13 protein-coding genes, 2 pseudogenes and 1 CRISPR repeat array are annotated in these 18,072 nt (G+C 39.1%); all 15 genes and pseudogenes read right to left on the reverse strand.

Annotated features, from left to right (window positions below):
- Positions 1 to 4: 4 nt before the first annotated feature.
- Positions 5 to 505: pseudogene (locus ACFSN5_RS07675) on the reverse strand (hypothetical protein).
- 62 nt (positions 506 to 567) lie between these two features.
- A CRISPR array of direct repeats spans positions 568 to 2,808; the repeat unit is 32 nt; unit sequence ATTTCAATCCACGCACCCGTGTGGGGTGCGAC.
- A 147-nt stretch (positions 2,809 to 2,955) separates the two neighbouring features.
- On the reverse strand, positions 2,956 to 3,249 hold the full coding sequence (gene cas2, locus ACFSN5_RS07680; RefSeq protein WP_165209893.1) for a CRISPR-associated endonuclease Cas2: 294 nt from the start codon (positions 3,247 to 3,249) through the stop codon (positions 2,956 to 2,958).
- Between the two features lie 10 nt (positions 3,250 to 3,259).
- The gene (gene cas1c / locus ACFSN5_RS07685) at positions 3,260 to 4,285 is read right to left on the reverse strand and encodes a type I-C CRISPR-associated endonuclease Cas1c (RefSeq protein ID WP_165329527.1); all 1,026 of its coding nucleotides are present in this window, start codon (positions 4,283 to 4,285) and stop codon (positions 3,260 to 3,262) included.
- Positions 4,282 to 4,953 carry a CRISPR-associated protein Cas4 gene (gene cas4, locus ACFSN5_RS07690; RefSeq protein WP_165329528.1) on the reverse strand — a complete coding sequence of 224 codons (672 nt, stop codon included), beginning with the start codon at positions 4,951 to 4,953 and terminating at the stop codon, positions 4,282 to 4,284. Before cas4 ends, cas1c begins: the two co-directional genes overlap by 4 nt.
- A gap of 1 nt (position 4,954) precedes the next feature.
- A complete protein-coding gene (gene cas7c, locus ACFSN5_RS07695; RefSeq protein ID WP_165329529.1) occupies positions 4,955 to 5,803 on the reverse strand; it encodes a type I-C CRISPR-associated protein Cas7/Csd2 in 849 nt (282 codons plus the stop codon).
- 3 nt (positions 5,804 to 5,806) lie between these two features.
- On the reverse strand, positions 5,807 to 7,684 hold the full coding sequence (cas8c, locus tag ACFSN5_RS07700; RefSeq protein ID WP_165209882.1) for a type I-C CRISPR-associated protein Cas8c/Csd1: 1,878 nt from the start codon (positions 7,682 to 7,684) through the stop codon (positions 5,807 to 5,809).
- The gene (gene cas5c / locus ACFSN5_RS07705; protein WP_165209879.1) at positions 7,684 to 8,412 is read right to left on the reverse strand and encodes a type I-C CRISPR-associated protein Cas5c; all 729 of its coding nucleotides are present in this window, start codon (positions 8,410 to 8,412) and stop codon (positions 7,684 to 7,686) included. Before cas5c ends, cas8c begins: the two co-directional genes overlap by 1 nt.
- Positions 8,413 to 8,650: 238 nt before the next feature.
- A complete protein-coding gene (gene cas3 / locus ACFSN5_RS07710) occupies positions 8,651 to 11,050 on the reverse strand; it encodes a CRISPR-associated helicase Cas3' (RefSeq protein WP_165209877.1) in 2,400 nt (799 codons plus the stop codon).
- A 242-nt stretch (positions 11,051 to 11,292) separates the two neighbouring features.
- Positions 11,293 to 12,276 (reverse strand): WYL domain-containing protein, encoded by a 984-nt coding sequence (locus ACFSN5_RS07715; RefSeq protein WP_165209874.1) that lies wholly within the window; start codon positions 12,274 to 12,276, stop codon positions 11,293 to 11,295.
- 77 nt (positions 12,277 to 12,353) lie between these two features.
- On the reverse strand, positions 12,354 to 13,406 hold the full coding sequence (locus tag ACFSN5_RS07720; RefSeq protein WP_165209872.1) for an ATP-binding protein: 1,053 nt from the start codon (positions 13,404 to 13,406) through the stop codon (positions 12,354 to 12,356).
- 263 nt (positions 13,407 to 13,669) lie between these two features.
- Positions 13,670 to 16,318 carry a valine--tRNA ligase gene (locus ACFSN5_RS07725; RefSeq protein WP_165329530.1) on the reverse strand — a complete coding sequence of 883 codons (2,649 nt, stop codon included), beginning with the start codon at positions 16,316 to 16,318 and terminating at the stop codon, positions 13,670 to 13,672.
- 12 nt (positions 16,319 to 16,330) lie between these two features.
- On the reverse strand, positions 16,331 to 16,726 hold the full coding sequence (locus tag ACFSN5_RS07730) for a hypothetical protein (RefSeq protein WP_165209866.1): 396 nt from the start codon (positions 16,724 to 16,726) through the stop codon (positions 16,331 to 16,333).
- A gap of 11 nt (positions 16,727 to 16,737) precedes the next feature.
- Positions 16,738 to 17,328, reverse strand: a complete 591-nt coding sequence (locus ACFSN5_RS07735; protein ID WP_165329531.1) for a hypothetical protein — start codon at positions 17,326 to 17,328, stop codon at positions 16,738 to 16,740.
- Positions 17,329 to 17,633: 305 nt separating this feature from the next.
- Complete coding sequence (locus ACFSN5_RS07740; RefSeq protein ID WP_350018441.1) at positions 17,634 to 17,846, reverse strand: hypothetical protein; 213 nt, start codon at positions 17,844 to 17,846, stop codon at positions 17,634 to 17,636.
- A gap of 40 nt (positions 17,847 to 17,886) precedes the next feature.
- Positions 17,887 to 18,030: pseudogene (locus ACFSN5_RS07745) on the reverse strand (DUF4336 domain-containing protein); the annotation flags it as partial.
- Positions 18,031 to 18,072: the final 42 nt, after the last annotated feature.

Genomic DNA, 18,072 nt, shown 5'->3' on the forward strand with positions numbered 1-18,072 from the left:
ACTCCTACTCATCTTTATCGTATTCAGGGTATTGTTCAGGCGGCTGCCCTACTGAGCGGATAATATAGACCTCCCCGTCATCGCTCACTTCACGTAAAACCTGACAGTCAAACTCCCAAGAGTCTCCGAAGTCAAAAAGAAATTTGAACTTTTGCCTCAGACTCAAAACCTCTAGGTTATAATCCTCTGTATGCAGAAATTCTTAGTCTAAATCAACAGCAGTCAAGTAATAGGCATCATCGCTCCACACACGATTATCCATAAAGAAAGCGTGAGCATGATCATTATAGAAGTCAAAAACTTGTAAAATAATCTCCGCCAAATCCTCTAAAGTCGTCGTCTTGGGAACCTGCAAATGACGATAACAGCCCTTTCCAAGTTTAACCGAAATCATCCAAGCCTGTTTATTCTGTGTCATCCATGCTCTCCCTCTATTTTTTGCCATCATTATAGCAAAAAATACGGCTAAATACCGTATTTTTCTGTTAAGGATCTGGTGGAACATAGACTGTTTTTTGAGGTAGGGGGACAACGAAGCCGTGCACTTGTAAATGATCCCGCCACCAAATTTCAATCTAGGCACCCGTGTGTGGAGCGCGACAAAATTCTTCAATAACGCTTTGAGCCTTGCTATGGATTTCAATCCACGCACCCGTGTGGAGTGCGACTAAATCTAACGTAACAAAAACATCCCTCAAACTCTATTTCAATCCACGCACCCGTATGGGGTGCGACTGCAGAAGCTCCCATAGACCTGATGTCTTATTATATTTCAATCCACGCACCCGTATGAGGTGCGACCTTTTAAAAGCGCCTGCTCATAATCTTTTTGATAATTTCAATCCACGCACCCGTATGGGGTGCGACAAGCCCTACGTTTAGAAGCTGGCCTAACCCAAAAGATTTCAATCCACGCACCCGTGTGGGGTGCGACTCCCTTCTATTGCCCAAGCGACAGAGGATCAACAGATTTCAATCCACGCACCCGTGTGGGGTGCGACAGTTGCGATTGGGTCGCTCTCGACACTTGTCACCTTATTTCAATCCACGCACCCGTGTGGGGTGCGACTGTAGATACAGTGCCTAACTCTATTTTGACCTTATTTCAATCCACGCACCCGTGTGGGGTGCGACTATCTTGGGCTACAAAAAAGGCACAGATGGAGACTATATTTCAATCCACGCACCCGTGTGGGGTGCGACCGTAACAGCAACAACAATGGTGTCGGCCATTTACAAATTTCAATCCACGCACCCGTGTGGGGTGCGACACTCCGACGGGCGGCTTAGGATAACTCTCATTTGATTTCAATCCACGCACCCGTGTGGGGTGCGACTTTTTACTTCCCTTTGTTTTTTTTTATATTATAAAATATTTCAATCCACGCACCCGTGTGGGGTGCGACGGATTTTTGGTAGTATCAAAGACACTAAATTGTATATTTCAATCCACGCACCCGTGTGGGGTGCGACGACCTTCGCTGTCCACAGGCTTGGCAATCGCGTGTTATTTCAATCCACGCACCCGTGTGGGGTGCGACTGTTACCAAAGCCGCCGAATTTCATCGTGTTTTGATTTCAATCCACGCACCCGTGTGGGGTGCGACAACTCCGACGGGCGGCTTAGGATAACTCTCATCTGATTTCAATCCACGCACCCGTGTGGGGTGCGACGATTGTCATACCCGTTACGGATATTATTATGCCCAGATTTCAATCCACGCACCCGTGTGGGGTGCGACACAGGAGCGGATAATATGTTTGTTTATAGAGCGACAATTTCAATCCACGCACCCGTGTGGGGTGCGACAAGTTTTATAAGACAAAAGCGTGGAGAAACGTCAATTTCAATCCACGCACCCGTGTGGGGTGCGACGCACCGTAACGGTTATACGCTGTATCTCCTACTGGTATTTCAATCCACGCACCCGTGTGGGGTGCGACGACAGCGAGTTCAACAACCTGTAAAAGTGGACCTATTTCAATCCACGCACCCGTGTGGGGTGCGACAAGCATAGGGTCTGTTTGCTTTTTAGCCAGTTGTTATTTCAATCCACGCACCCGTGTGGGGTGCGACCGATGTGCTTATGCAAAATCTCCTGGATGACCGTGACATTTCAATCCACGCACCCGTGTGGGGTGCGACGTAACCTTCGGTGTCTCTTAAGTTTTCGCAAAAGTATTTCAATCCACGCACCCGTGTGGGGTGCGACTAGCTAAACAAGGCTACGGACTCGATATTTTGGTATTTCAATCCACGCACCCGTGTGGGGTGCGACAAAAAAATAAAATTAAAAATTTTAGCAGATCCTATTTCAATCCACGCACCCGTGTGGGGTGCGACGACCTTCGCTGTCCACAGGCTTGGCAATCGCGTGCTGATTTCAATCCACGCACCCGTGTGGGGTGCGACATAAGACTTATAGCAAAAAGCCTAGGGAGGACGAATTTCAATCCACGCACCCGTGTGGGGTGCGACATGACATAAAAAAGGAGTAAAAAAATGTCTTTAATTTCAATCCACGCACCCGTGTGGGGTGCGACTGTAGTTGATAAACCTAGTATGATGGTTGCTGTCATTTCAATCCACGCACCCGTGTGGGGTGCGACCTGTAGCTTTAATTAAAGCGTTTTTACTTTCACTATTTCAATCCACGCACCCGTGTGGGGTGCGACGCGAAGTGACGAAAACACTGTTTATCTCAAAACATTTCAATCCACGCACCCGTGTGGGGTGCGACCGATTGGATATCAAAGTCGATGCTTGCTTTAAAGTATTTCAATCCACGCACCCGTGTGGGGTGCGACGGCGCGTAGTTGCACCGTTTGGGGCTAAATGTTATTAGTCACTGATGGTATTTTATCAGTAAAAAACACTTTTTGCCACTCAGTTCTGTATTTTTGTGCGCGAGTGTCCTAGGTTTTGATGTGCAACCTAGGTTCGCACTCAAGTTTTTATAAAAGTAATATCCCCGCATCAGGGTCATAACTGTCGTTTCGACCAAGAGTTTCTACACGATTTTGCCAATTTTTGCCAAGAAGATAAAATCGTATACTATCTGATTCTTGGTCAATGATTGTCAACAGTTTATTTTTTATTTCGACAAATTCAGCCGGTGTCACAGAACATTCAAAGACTGAATGCTGCACGCGCTGACCATAATCGACACAGAGCTTCGCAACGTGACGGAGACGTTTCCTGCCTGCAGCAGTCTCTGTATTCACATCATAAGTCACTAAAACCATCATAAACTGACTCCTAAATTAAGAATGGCGGATAGGATTCCAATTCCCCACGAATTGCTTTAGTCAATAGCTGAGCTTGAACATAAGGCAAGAGCATTAACTTGACTTTTTCCTTAGTGAAAGGATGTTCAACTTCTGTATGCTTACGCTTCTGCCATGCTTCAATAAAAATAGCACGTCCTTTTTCTGTTAGAATAACACTGCCATTTTCTTTGATGTCCAAATGCTTTTTATTTAATTGCCTTTTGTTTATCAGCGAAAAAACAAATCTATCAACAATATAAGAACGAAATTCTTCCACCAAGTCCAGAGCTAGACTGGCACGACCCGGCCTATCTGTATGGTAAAATCCAACATAACTATCCAATCCAACTGCTTCTAAAGCCGATTGGCATTCGTAAGTCAGCAAACTATAGCCAAATGACATCAGAGCATTGACGTAATCCTGTGGTGGCCTTCGTGTCCGGCCATTAAATTTAAAGGTCTCTTTATCCGTTAGGATTAACTCATTGAATGCCCTGAAGTACTGATTAGCTGCCTGGCCTTCAATTCCCAACAAAGTTTCCTTGTCGGGTGCAGATTGAATTTGCTCCAAAGCCCAAGTCAATTCTGTATTGATATCTTCAAATAATTGAGTGTCAATCTTATCACGATGATCACGCTTAAAACGAAGTAAATATTTTCTGGAATTAGATACCTTTGCCAAGATGAAGCGCTTAGCGTATTCCGTCGAAAGATCATGATCCGCTAAGCGATAATGCTCACGCCTGAGCAAAACATTGCCATTAGTCGGACCTACAAAACGACCGCAAAAACGACCTTGAGGTGTATGAAAAGAAAGGTTAATTTGATTTTTTGCACAAAGTTCGATCAAAGATGGTGAGGCACCTAGGTATGAAAAGCAAACAATACCGTCAATAATCCGATAAGGAAAACGACTAACAACCTTTCCCTCCTGTTTGACAACAATATTATCCCGCTCACGCGTTAAATAAAAGTTATCTTGCGTGAGATATAAAGTATTTAGCAATTTTTTCATAAACTATCCTCACTTGCTAAAGACCGTTTAATGTAATTTTCCACATTGCGAGACTTCTTACTCAGACGTGGTTTACAAATATCCACTAAAGAACACAAAGGGCAATTTTTAAAATACTCTGCCTTATCTATGATTTTATTATCATAATAATAATGCATTTGTTCAGCTAAATCAAAAACTTTTTGGCGCAATTCTTCAGTGATTTCAATTATCTTCTTTTGATTCACGCTATGGTAATAAAGACAGCCAGTCTCAATCTGACACCCAAAAGTTTCCTCAAGGCAAATAGTCTGCGCTACCAATTGAACAATATCACGAGTATCTCTTTTAGGTTTCCCTCGTTTATATTCAACAACACAGGGTAGCCACTTCCCTCGTTTACCATTCAGAACAACACCATTGTCATTTTTATGAAATTCCACAACATCAAGAATGCCATAAAGACCAAGCATTTTTGATGAGACATGCATAGCTCGTGAAGTGATAACATCTTTTCGTTTTTCCTTAATATAGGGATTATCTGCCTTTTGGTGCAAAATCTGCCCATGGGCTGTTGCTTCATTATCAGCCCATTGCTGCTCAATATGGATCAGTCCCCATTGCCTTTTACAAAATTGGAAGTGCTGAATTCCCGATAACATCAGATAATCATTCTCTGAATAGACCATATTAAAGTCCTTCTAAGATATCAACTTTCAATCCTTTAGCTTCATAGTCTGCCAGTTTTTCTTGATTGAGATGGATAGCATAGTCTTCATAGCTGTCTTTGTCCTGTTTTTCTTTATCGAATTCTAACAAGTCAAAGACACGTGCACTGGATACATTCCCTAACTTACTGCTATGCGTAAACCAAAAGACCTCACGCACACGCATTGACCCTTCAGGACGAGCCGATGACGCATCGTTTTCAAAAAGACTAACGAGCGCTTCTCTAATCACCTCAGCATCTTCATCAGAAAATCCGGTTTTTTCAGCAAAATTAGGGTTAATAGACCCCTTGATGACATAGACACCGTATTCGACAAAGTGCTTGGTTCCCATGGTATCAGATGAACGGCCGTTTTCGTTTTTAGCTTCCATACCATTGGTACTGCGAGTGATTTGCAGACTGGAGATTACGATCGGCTCTAAGGTTTTCGCCATGCTGATGGAAACTGGCCCCCTTACACCGATTGATTTTTTCAAGTAAGTGAAGACTTGGCCAAAAGAACGAACATCTAACCATAATTGGTTAGCCCTTTCCTCAACTTCACTGTCAGGAGTTTTAGACGTAAACTGATTTGAAAAGCGTTTTTCTAAAGATTTGAATTCATCTTCGATACGGTCTCCTGCCTGTACAAATATAGACTGTCCCATATCTTGCATACGATTTCTGATTTTGCGCTTAATTGAAACATCACTCATCAAGCCATGACCTTTAGCATCTGTTCTTGGCATATTCCCTGATAAGGGATCTCCATTTGCATTAGCTTCTCTCACTTCAACGGTCACCATAAAATCAATTTTGTGTTCTAGCATATCTTATTCCTCGTTTTCTTTAGTTTGTTTAGTGTAATAAAATTGCTTTTCAGCATAGTAGCCAAAGATAAATTTATAGTCCAAAGGCTGTGTAAACTCTTTATAAGCATACATTGGTGTCAATAGTTGAATAATTTCTTTTCTTTCCTTATCCAATTTATGCCAAATACCAGGTTTATTCAACTTCAAAACTTCCTCATAAGGCTTAATTTTATTTTCTAAATGATTCATCATCTTGGCTGGTTGACCTGTATAGGCATTCCAATAACGCTCAGCATTCGTGATGCGTTCCTGGCTGCCACCATCTAAAGCATAGCGTTGCGCCTCGAACAGTTCATAAATGGCAAGCAAGCGTCCAAATAAATAAGAACGATCTGTTTCTTGGTGGTCTAACATTGGTGTAAATTCCTTTCCATATTGTTTATGTAAAATTCCAAGACTAACTTGTTGGACTTGGTACCAGTGTTTAGGATATCTTTGACGTTGTTTAATATTAGTCTCGAATTTTTTGACAATTGTATTTGGTAAAGGGCGTCCATCAATCAGAGCTGTTACTAATTGTTGATATTGATCGCTTTGAAAACTGTCATTATCCAATTCCAAATAACGTTCTCTGTCAACACCATAGGCAGCACTGATTATTTCATTAAAGGTAGGTACTTTTTTTCCTGAGTTAGTTCTTACTACCCAAGAATAATTTTCTTGCCACGTTTCCAAATTTTTCAACAACTGAGAAACTTTAAGTTGGCGGAAATATTTTAAAGCAATACGACCATTACTTGTTTTATTCAATATTGCAACATAGTAGGTTGCATCATTACCAAATAATTTTTGCCCCCTAATGAACGAAGAACCTATTTGTTTATTTTCTTCATTCGGTTTAATGGAAACCAGACTGTCTTCTTCGTCCTCATCATCTTCAAAAAAATCATTAAATACTGGCTTCACAATATCCAGTTGACTCTTGTTTGCTAAATCATCACTAAACCAATTTATGAGATACTGTGACGAACCTAGCCAAGTACTGCTGTTTTTATTTTCCAAGAGATACTTGATCATTAAATGAATTTTTTCAGAAGTTTCATAGCCAACGCTAAAAACATCTTCTCGCTCCTTAAAGCGCCCTTTATAGGCTTCTATTTTATTACTAACTGAAATAATTTTAGCATTCCCCATTAGTCCCCGATGTTTATTGGTAATCTGTTCTGTGCGTCCACTAATATTACAAGTTCCTAAATTATCTTGGTTGGCAGTTATAAACGAAATAAACGACTGATGTAGTGCCTTGTAGCTGGTCACTGATTCGTCTTTGAGGCTGTGAAATTGTACAATTGAAAATTCTAGGAAATAGGCTGATAAATCAATGGTTTTATCTTTTCCACTAGAATCAGGATAGGTAATTTTCAGGCCTTCTCTTCGATAATGCTCCCCAAATAAAGAATGAAGAATATTACTTAAAAAATCCGATTGAAGGATAAAATGCTGGACTTCCATTAAAAATTCTTTAACCTTACCTTCCTCACAATAATCAATCCAAGCAGTCAATTGCTTATGAAAATCATCATACTGTGACTGATTCACCTCTGAAACATAATAAGAAAGCTTATCAACAAGAGGATGGGGAGCAGGTTTGTTGCCTGATCTCGCGACAGAATCCGCAGTCACAGGAAAAATAATCATTTGGTTATTAGCCATGAATTCAGCCTTATAGAAGCTACCGTTCTGATCCAATTTGACTGTAATAATATTTTTCCCATTTGACTTTAAACTGGTATGATAAATCGGAAGCAAAACGGCCTCATTATCGCCCGTTTGTTGGTCAACTAAGCCTATTTCTTCTGCTTTTTCATAAGCATTTAAGAGAGAAGTAAAAAAATCCATTAATTTTCCCCTTTCTCCATGTCTTCATATTCATTGTATTCATCATCAGCTGACTTAATCTGGCCAGGCGCTTTAAAGGCATAACTAGACAGGGTATTTTCAATCTCACACTCAGACTGAGGCTTAAACTTAACCACTCCATTCTCCATCACTGTTTTGGTGAAATAAGATTTCAACGGCCTTGTTTTATCTATTGGATAGGCAAAAGAATGAAACATGATACCTAAATCAATAGTAATGCCATCGTAGTAAGAAGGGATAGTTTCATACTCTTCCTGACTAATTTCATCGACCAAACCCAAGCACTCCCTTGTGCCGAGAAAAATATCTCGTCGTCCTCCTTTTCGAATGGAGCGTTCCATAATAGCTTCGTGCTTATTAGGCAGCCTATCCTGAATTAAATCTTCACGATTTTCATTCCAAATAAAATGAAATTTTACAAGATACTCAACATCACTCAAATATGAAACATAGCTCAAATCTGCGCTGTAATCATGTAACAAAGCACGGACGCCATGCAACTCTGTCTGAATTTGATTGACAACCTTAACTTCCGTAACAACATTTGTGAATGTTGGCTTATGATAGATGTTATCAATTATTCCTTGCAAAGCTTGTCGCGTAGGTACAGAATACGATGATCTTTCTGAGCCTCCTTTAGTGGCCGGGTTTGTAAAGAGTCCCCGATCGCCACGAATTCTGACATAAAAATTTCTTGATCTGTACAAAGTTAAAACCTCCTTCTGTGATTTTATAAACCTATCTTAGCACTTGGAATTTCAAAAGTCAAAATTTTTATTCTATATTTAGTGTTTATGAAAAAAACAATTGATTTAAATAAATATTTTTATTATAATTTAAATTATCATAGTGTACCTATGTGGATTGAAATTATATTTAGTGATTATTTATATTGAATATCAGGTCAACGGAGTTCTCTACTAACTTTCGTTGGCCTGTTTTCATCTAAAACTGGAAACTGCCTGTTTCCAGTGTGATACCCTTTCTTTCATTATAATAACCCTCAGATAAAATATAAATTTGTTCATGAAGATAAGATTTTGTTGCTTCAAGTATTTGATCGTGCTCACGAACATTTACCGTATAAGGCTGCAATTCCTTTAGAAGGCCTTTTATAGCTTGATAGTCTTCAACAGATGGATAATCGGAGCCACATAACTCTTCCAAAACCAATAATTTTTCAATTGCATCGCCATAAGGAACTAATACACTTATAGTGTCATTATTTATCAAATTCATTTTTGAACCCGCAGTTTTAAAAGCTTGCTTTAACTTACCTTTAAACCTTGGCCTATTTTGATATTCGTTAATACTCAGATAATCATAAACAGATTCACTATCATGTTCCAAAGGATAGTCCATTGAATCTTGATTATTAGCATAATAATATTCAAAGAAATCACGATTTAAAAGAGAAGTATCAATGGGCGATGAAATCTTATGTAAAATATATTCTGTTGCGTCTTTCTTAGCTTTTATTTCTTTGAGTGATGAGATATTCTCCTCTTCATTTGTTAGATTAACTAAGGTAACTTGGCCCGTGTTACGCTTACCTTCACGATTACAACGTCCACTAGCTTGCACAATGGAATCAATTCCTGCGTAAGAGCGAATGACACGATTAAAATCGACATCAACACCTGCTTCAATTAGCTGTGTACTGATACAAATAATAGGTAGGTCATCTTTTAATTGCTGCTTCATTTCCGAAATGATATCTAATCTGTGCTGTGCACACATATTAGTTGACAGTTGATAAATTGGCCTCTCTGTCAGCTCTTCAAGTAGAGTATAAAATTTATCAACTGTCTTTTTAGTATTGAAAACTGCAAGGGTTGATTCATTATTCTCCAAAACAAAATCTACTAAATCTGATAGCTTTGAGTTTTGATCATTTTCATCAAATTTTCTAAGCTCCGTCCTTGAAAAGACTTCTTTTTCGTCACGTGTTAAATCAACAATATCAGTAGATTCATCATTTTTACCTCCATAAACAATTCTATGATTAATGGCGGCAGAATCATAGGCTGGCTGTGTAGCTGTACATAGAACAATGGTTGTATTCATCACTTTATTTAAAAAATTCATAGTGAGATTAAATAAAGTGGTCACTTCGATAGGCAAGGATTGCACCTCATCTAAAATCAAAACACTGTCAATAAGACTTGAGAAACGTCTGATATTAGATGACTTTGTTTTAAACAAGGTTTGAAAAAATTGCACCATTGATGTCAAGACAACCTGGCTATCCCAACTATCAATCAAATAGTCAGACATTAATGTTTCTTTTTCGTCATTATCATTAACCTGCCTAATAACATTAGAATGATGTTCTAATACACCTGCGTCACCAATTACTTTCCTAATTTCAGCGGCATTTTGCTCTAAAACAGATAAAAATGGTGTAATGTAGAAAAATTTAGTCTTATTTTGATTAACCATTTGGTGAAAGGCATATCTCATACTGAGATTCGTTTTACCCGCACCGGTCGGTAAATCTAAGCGATAGATACCTGTCGAATCGCTTTCTCCTCTATTTTTAACACGGTCCGCAATCTGTGTACGAATGACATTTAGTTTAGTCGTTGGGTGACTAAAACTGCGATATTTTTCCTCAATAGATTTTAGATAGGATTCATTTAGTTTTATTTTCTCACTTCGTTTTAAAGGATTAATGAGTAAACCATAAGCATTGATTGTGTCTAGAATATCAGCATTCTTTAATAATGATAGATATAGCCGTACAAAACATGATTGATAATAAGCTTCCTCACTGCTATCCCGACAGTCCAACTTTGACGTAGCTTCTTGATAATTTTCAAAGGCTTTTAAAATCAAATCATCTAAATCTTGATAGCCATAATCTTTCAATTTTAATTCTAAAAAGGTAGCATAATTTTTTACATCACTATCAAAATGATAATCTGACATCTGCTTAGTAATGCGATTTCTAAGTTTATTATAATTATATTGATTCGCTTCTTCATCATAGTAGTAAATATCAAACATACCATGATGGGCAGAAATGGCATAAGCAATAATATCGTTGAATTGTAAACGCGCTGCCTTGTCAACCCCCTTTGCAGAGAGACCTATTTTGATTTTTTCAAACAAATACTTAGCGCCAGCATAGGAATGGTCAACATGCATAGCGGGATTCTTGGTTAATTTATCTTGGAATTTTTGATCGGCTTTTCCTAGATCATGATAAAGGCCTAGCAAAAAAAGCAAATCTCCCTGCCCAATAGAGTCAGCATCTTCTCTTGCTTTGTTAGCTACATTAAAAGAATGTTCCTCTAATGACTGTTTCTTACCTGTTTCATCTTCATAATGTGCTAAAATCATTCATCCACCTCACAAACTACTTATATAAACAAATCGACACTTTAAATAAACAATATCGAAATGATTCGTATAGGCCTATATCCTTTCAACATCTAAAGTATATCAGAAAAATACATTAAATAAACATGTTTTTCGGCATCTTAGTTTAAATTACGTATTCTATATAACTTTTCCCTTAAAAATACAAATAGAAGCACATAAAATATGTACTTCTACTTGAATCTCAAAAAATATTTTCTGTATTAATCATAGTTATTTTTTATGCTTTTTATATCCAGAAATATAAAATCTCCATCAAAACGTTGAATATATTTCTGAAAGCCAAATAAACTCAGGGTTTCTATCTCATAGACAATACCATTTTCCAACTCATTAATGATTTTCAATTTTGGAATATCCGCTTCTAATACATCCCTAAATTTACCCGTATACTTAAACTGAATCTTCACCCATTTCTGATCAGAAAACATTGAGAAAGTCTGGTATCGAACTTGTTCATCCTTAATAAGACGTTTTTGCTCTTCTTCAGTTAGTGAAAAGGCAGAATTTACAGTAGACTTATGAATAGTTTTAAATCTATCCACCCGAAAATACCTTAATTCCTGCAGTTTATATTGACTCTTAAAATTCTCATCTAATTTGTAAGAAATGCAGTAAAAATAATGACTATCAAAAATAACAGAAATCGGCAAAACAATGTACTCTTCAATCTTGCTAGAGGGCTTTGCATAGCTAAAAGCTAGTGGACGCTGATCAACAATCGCATCAAAAATAGCGGAAATAATCGGCAAAATAGACTTATTAGATTCTCGATAAAACTTTAATTCCTGATAGCTATTGAGCTCAAACTGAGTTAATTTTTTAATTCTTGTACGTTCTTTATCATCAACTGCGCGTTCCACAAAAATATTAATGATTTCAGAGACTTCATCTTTTCGTAAGGCTCGGCTCTCCAATAAGATTTTTGAGAGAATGACTGCTTGATTATACTTTAAATTTCCATACCCTTGTTCATAGTCTGCATAATAGCATGCATATTTTCGTGAAAATTTGATATGCATGTTAGGACGCAATTCTTTTAAATTGGCTTTCAGTTCACTGATATCTTCCTTCATTGTTCGATCACTAATCTTGAACTTAGACAGATACGCATCCTTATTGATCTGATTTCCCTTTTCTAACTCAGACATAAAATAAAGTAATCGTTTCGTCTTTGACTCAGCCATATCATTTAACCTCGCTATTTCTTTTATACAAATTATTCTATTACCAACGGCCTAATTCATATCATAGTGTTATTGCTCTACTCCAACCCTTCATACTCTAGGATAAAGTCGCTTAGGCGGGGTAGCGTCAGGGAAATATAGCCATATTCTGACGTATCAATTAGACCTTTGCGTTTGAGGCGTTCACGATATACAGATAGAAGACTTGGGGTAAAATTGAGACTTTCTCTGAGATCCTTAACACGAGTCTTTGACTGCCTAGACAAGGCTTTCAAGACTTTTTTATCTTGACCTGAGAGTTCTGACCAGATCTTTTGATAAACATAACTCTGTAAGGCTTCATCGTAAGCTTCAAGCAAGGCTTTACGATTATCTAAATAGTTTCTATTTTTCCAGCAGAGATAACCTAAAGTTTGGAAAGCAAAGGAATAGCCAGCAGTCAGATTGGCCATATTGATTGCTTTTTCGTCGGTAAGATTAAAGATTTTACGATAACGCTTCTTGATAGAAATCTTATCCAGTGGAGCTAGATCCAGTCTAGGCGAACGGTAAAGAAAGGTAAGTGTGGCATCATTCTGCAACTCATAGATATTCTCATAAAGCCCCGTCATAAGTAGAAAAATAGGATAATCCTCACGTATCAAGAGCTGAAAGCTACTGGTGAAAATTTTAATATTTTCAGTCTTCGTTACTTCATCTATAGTGACAAGAACTTTCTTATCTAATAGTTTTACTTGAGCCAGCATCTTCTCCAACGCCACTTCAATATCATTGATCGGAGGCACATTCTCAATAGCAGCACCAATACCAAATAAAGTAAGATTAAACTTAGCTTTGATAAATAACTGATGGAGTTCGGGAATGTCATAAAGTTTGGCAACTAAACTTTTAAGTAAGTCGCGATTAGGATTAAGATTGATAACAATCCAGTCACCGGACTCCTTTAAACTATTAGCAATAGCCGTCATGGTTACTGTCTTACCCGATCCGCGTACACCGGTTATAAGATAGGATTGGGAGGCGGAATTCTCTTCATTAAAGTCATTTATAACCGATTGAATCTCAGATGTTCGAGAAATGAAGGTATGAGGGCGTTTTCCAAAGCCCAATGTAAAAGGATTAGCTGCCATCTAAATTCTCCTTATATTAAGATATTAAGCGACCCAAAGAAATTTAGGACGCCTACGGATCAAGCGAAATAGAAAAATCTTCCCTTTTTGCACAATTCGCTACTGATATTTAATTATATAACTTTTTATTTCGTATATAACTTTATATAACTTTCACTTTATTATATAACTTTATATAACTTTTTCCAAATTAAAATGATTATTCATGGATCAAAAACCCCATGCTCATTTTGAACATGGGGTTGATGGGTGATAAGCAAATCTTATTTTTCAAGCTTCTCCATCTCTTTAATCCGCTCGACTGTTGCATCGTATTTGGCTTGGTAGTCGGTTTGTTTGTCGCGTTCTTTTTGAACGATTTCTGGTTTGGCGTTGGCGACGAATTTTTCGTTGCTGAGTTTCTTGGCGACCATATCCAGTTCTTTCTGCCATTTGGCTAACTCTTTGTTGAGGCGATCTAACTCTTCTTGGACGTTGAGCAGGTCTGCGAGTGGGAGGAAGATTTCAGCACCTGTGATAACTGCTGACATGGCAAGTTCAGGTGTGTCAAGGGTTGAGCTGATTTCAAGCTTTTCAGGATTGGTGAAACGCTTGATGTAGTTGACATTGCTATTAAAGAAGCTTTCCAAGTCGCTGTCACTGGTTTTGACAAGGATGGTGATTGGCTTGCTTGGTGCCACGTTGACTTCGGCTCTGCTATTTCGCACTGAACGGATCAGATCTTTGAGACTTTCCACACCTTTATGCGCAGCTTCATTTTCAAAAGCAGGGTTAACGGTTGGGTAAGTTGCTGTCACGATTGAGCCATCTGCATATTGTCCAAAGATTTCTTCCGTCACAAACGGCATGATTGGATGCAGCAGACGCAGGATCTTGTCCAGTGTGTAGAGGAGGACTGAGCGCGTGATGATTTTTTCGTCTTCATTGTCACTGTAGAGGACTTCCTTGGTCAACTCCACGTACCAGTCGGCGAATTCATCCCAGATGAAGTTATAGAGGATGTGACCGGCCACACCAAACTCGAACTTGTCAAAGTTTTCCGTAACCTTGCTAATCGTTTCATTGAGGTTGTGGAGAATCCAGCGGTCTGTCACGTTGCCTGCCGTTCCCGCAGCGACCTTATCGACATTGGCTGTCGCTTGATCCAAAGTCAAGCCTTCATTGTTCATGAGAATATAGCGGGAAATATTCCAGATTTTGTTAATGAAGTTCCAAGCAGCATCCATCTTTTCGTAAGAGAAGCGGACATCTTGCCCCGGCGCAGAACCGTTTGAAAGGAACCAGCGCAGGGCATCTGCACCGTATTTATCAACGACATCCATAGGGTCGATTCCGTTTCCGAGCGACTTGGACATCTTGCGTCCTTGCTCATCGCGGATAAGACCGTGGATGAGGACATTCTTGAACGGTTGGCGGCCTGTGAATTCCAGAGATTGGAAGATCATGCGAGACACCCAGAAGAAAATGATGTCGTAACCTGTCACAAGGGTTGAGGTTGGGAAGTAACGCTTGAAGTCTTCGCTATCCGTATCAGGCCAGCCCATAGTTGAGAAGGGCCAGAGGGCAGAGCTGAACCACGTATCAAGGACATCTTCGTCTTGTGTCCAGCCATCGCCTTCCGGTGCTTCCTCACCGACATACATTTCACCGTCTGCATTATACCAAGCAGGGATTTGATGACCCCACCAAAGCTGGCGGGAGATTACCCAGTCGTGGACGTTTTCCATCCATTGCAGGAAGGTGTCGTTGAAACGCGGCGGATAGAAGTCCACTTTATCATCAGTCTCTTGGTTGGCAATGGCATTTTTAGCCAGCTGATCCATCTTGACGAACCATTGGGTGGACAGGCGGGGTTCCACCATGACACCGGTACGTTCTGAGTGACCGACCGAGTGGGTCATCTTTTCGACCTTGACAAGGGCGCCGATTTCCTCTAATTTTGCAACCGTCGCCTTGCGGGCTTGGAAGCGATCCATGCCGGCAAATTCACCAGCCAGTTCATTCATGGTTCCATCGTCGTTCATGACATTGACCTGCGGCAGGTTATGGCGCTGACCGACCAAGAAGTCGTTAGGGTCATGGGCAGGTGTGATTTTAACGACACCTGTACCAAACTCTGGATCAGCGTGTTCGTCGGCCACGATTGGGATTGGTTTGTTAACGATTGGCAGGATAACATTTTTGCCAATTAAGTCCTTGTAGCGTGGGTCTTCTGGATTAACAGCGACAGCCGTATCCCCAAACATAGTTTCCGGACGGGTCGTTGCAACCTCAAGGGCGCGTGAACCATCTTCCAGCATGTAGTTCATGTGGTAGAAAGCACCTTCCACATCCTTGTGGATGACTTCGATGTCAGACAGGGCTGTCCGAGCCTTAGGATCCCAGTTGATGATGAATTCACCGCGGTAGATCCAGCCTTTTTTATAAAGCTCAACAAAGACCTTACGAACAGCCTTTGACAGTCCTTCATCAAGGGTGAAGCGCTCACGTGAGTAATCGACAGAAATTCCCATCTTCCCCCACTGTTCCTTGATGGTTGCGGCATATTCGTCCTTCCATTCCCAGACCTTATCCAAGAATTTCTCACGACCGAGGTCGTAACGAGAAATGCCATCTTCAGCCAAGCGGGCTTCGACCTTGGCCTGCGTGGCGATACCCGCATGGTCCATACCGGGCAGCCACAGGGTATCAAAGCCTTGCATGCGTTTTTGGCGGATAATAATATCTTGAAGTGTCGTGTCCCAAGCGTGTCCCAAGTGCAATTTACCTGTGACATTTGGTGGTGGAATCACAATAGAATACGGGTGGGCTTTCTTATCGCCAGATGGCTTGAAAACATCTTGGTCTAACCAAGTTTGATAACGCCCAGCCTCAACCTCGGCTGGATTGTATTTTGGTGAAAGTTGTTTCATGTTAGTTCTCCTCTAATTGTCAAACGAATACATTGCAGCTATTCCTAGGGAACCTACTATTAAGAATGAAGTTAAAATAGGATCCCAAAAAATCAGCCAAAAAATAACGATAAATAAAATATACCATAATACTCCTACATACTTCCTTTGTTTTAAGGAGTATAGAATCAATCCTAACAAGAAAAATATCCAAATTATTCCAAAAATCAAATGAAAATAATAACCATTTAATTGAATTATTTTAAAAGATTTTGAAATTGTATTTAGACTCTCATCACTAGTTATATTTTTAACCAACTGGCTATTCTTAAAAGACCAAGTCCAAAAACTGATACCTATTTCAATTAATGTAGTAAAACCAAGTAACCATATATTTGATATATATTTTTCAATATCCTTTATATTCATAACAAATCACCTCATTTCTTTGAAATAAATATCCCTAATATAAATGCTATAATTGTCCATATTAAGGTTAGTTTTGCTGGTTCAACAGTACTGTTTGTATCTAGTAGCCAATCATACATCCGCTTATATAAATATAATAATAATTCAATTATAATATAAATAATTTTAAAGCATAGATAAATTAACAATATGGACAATGAATTACCCACACTAATTTTATTATGTTCTGTATTATTTAAATAAATAATCGTGTAGATTCCAAATACCACTAAAATCATTGACAGACTTACTATAGAGACTTTGAATCTTTTTTTAATTTTTGGAAGTTTTAAAAAAGCTATAATTAGTAGAACCGGTGCTACAATTATAGTACTTAACTCAACACTATTGAATGGTAAAGTAAATATAAGTGTTTTCATGTGATTTAAATTTAGTTTTCTTAGTAATACAGATAATTCTAGGCTGAGTCCTCCTCCTAATGAAATACTAAATAACAAAGTTAAAATATTATTTCTTAATCCATTTAAAAAATTTATAGACCAACTAAGCATAGTATTAAAGCAATTTTTAATCATTCTTTTATGGTTTTTTAAAGTATTCATGTTATTTCTCTCCACTCACCTTTTAATAGTCCAAATCTCAACCATACTAATTTTGCATTTTTCCTACTTCACCCACTCAAAAGTTTTCTCCAATGCTTCCTGTCCATTGCCAAATTGACAGCGACCATAGGCTAGAATGATATTTTAGGCGCCCAATTTTCAGAGTTTGAAAGCTGGTTTTAGCTTCTTTTTATATCCTGTAAAAGTTAGGCGCAGGTCACGCCGTTGGGATAAGCATTGCCTACGATTTTATAAAGCAGCCGCTGGTGAGATTTCCTGTGTTTCAATATTTTCAATCACATCAGTCAAGATGAGCGTTTTGCTTGCCTTATGAAAAAGACAGCTTCCTGCATATAGCGGTTTCCCTTGAAAAGATGCTGTTCCAGATTAGCTGACCAAGCTACGGATGCTCGATTTGTTAATTCTTGTCCTGCTGACAGAGTAATTTTCTGAGATTGGGCACGATCGGCAATCCTCGGTGCCAGCCAGACCTCTGCCTTGGGATACGCCTTGTCCAAGCTTCGATATAGGCATAATAAATCTGTTTGGGCCAATCAGATAGCTGATTTCTCCCAGTTGTTCCAAAGCCTGAAAAAACTCTGCATGGGGATTGATGGGAGAATGGCACCAGAGCCTGCTGTCTGATAAGCGTACAACTGTCATACGAGTAGAAAAGGGAATCTTAGCTATCCTCGCGCTCATCTCCGCAATATCTTCATTTACAATCCAGATATTTTGCGCGAC

Source organism: Streptococcus tangpeifui, assembly GCF_044503215.1.
GTDB lineage: Bacteria > Bacillota > Bacilli > Lactobacillales > Streptococcaceae > Streptococcus > Streptococcus tangpeifui.

Bases quoted from the DNA above. Each gene is read 5' to 3' on its own strand.
- cas1c (WP_165329527.1), bottom strand. From the start codon at position 4,285: ATGAAAAAATTGCTAAATACTTTATATCTCACGCAAGATAACTTTTAT.
- cas8c (WP_165209882.1), bottom strand. From the start codon at position 7,684: ATGGATTTTTTTACTTCTCTCTTAAATGCTTATGAAAAAGCAGAAGAA.
- cas7c (WP_165329529.1), bottom strand. From the start codon at position 5,803: ATGCTAGAACACAAAATTGATTTTATGGTGACCGTTGAAGTGAGAGAA.
- ACFSN5_RS07725 (WP_165329530.1), bottom strand. From the start codon at position 16,318: ATGAAACAACTTTCACCAAAATACAATCCAGCCGAGGTTGAGGCTGGG.
- ACFSN5_RS07730 (WP_165209866.1), bottom strand. From the start codon at position 16,726: ATGAATATAAAGGATATTGAAAAATATATATCAAATATATGGTTACTT.
- ACFSN5_RS07720 (WP_165209872.1), bottom strand. From the start codon at position 13,406: ATGGCAGCTAATCCTTTTACATTGGGCTTTGGAAAACGCCCTCATACC.
- ACFSN5_RS07715 (WP_165209874.1), bottom strand. From the start codon at position 12,276: ATGGCTGAGTCAAAGACGAAACGATTACTTTATTTTATGTCTGAGTTA.
- cas2 (WP_165209893.1), bottom strand. From the start codon at position 3,249: ATGATGGTTTTAGTGACTTATGATGTGAATACAGAGACTGCTGCAGGC.
- cas3 (WP_165209877.1), bottom strand. From the start codon at position 11,050: ATGATTTTAGCACATTATGAAGATGAAACAGGTAAGAAACAGTCATTA.
- ACFSN5_RS07735 (WP_165329531.1), bottom strand. From the start codon at position 17,328: ATGAATACTTTAAAAAACCATAAAAGAATGATTAAAAATTGCTTTAAT.
- cas4 (WP_165329528.1), bottom strand. From the start codon at position 4,953: ATGGTCTATTCAGAGAATGATTATCTGATGTTATCGGGAATTCAGCAC.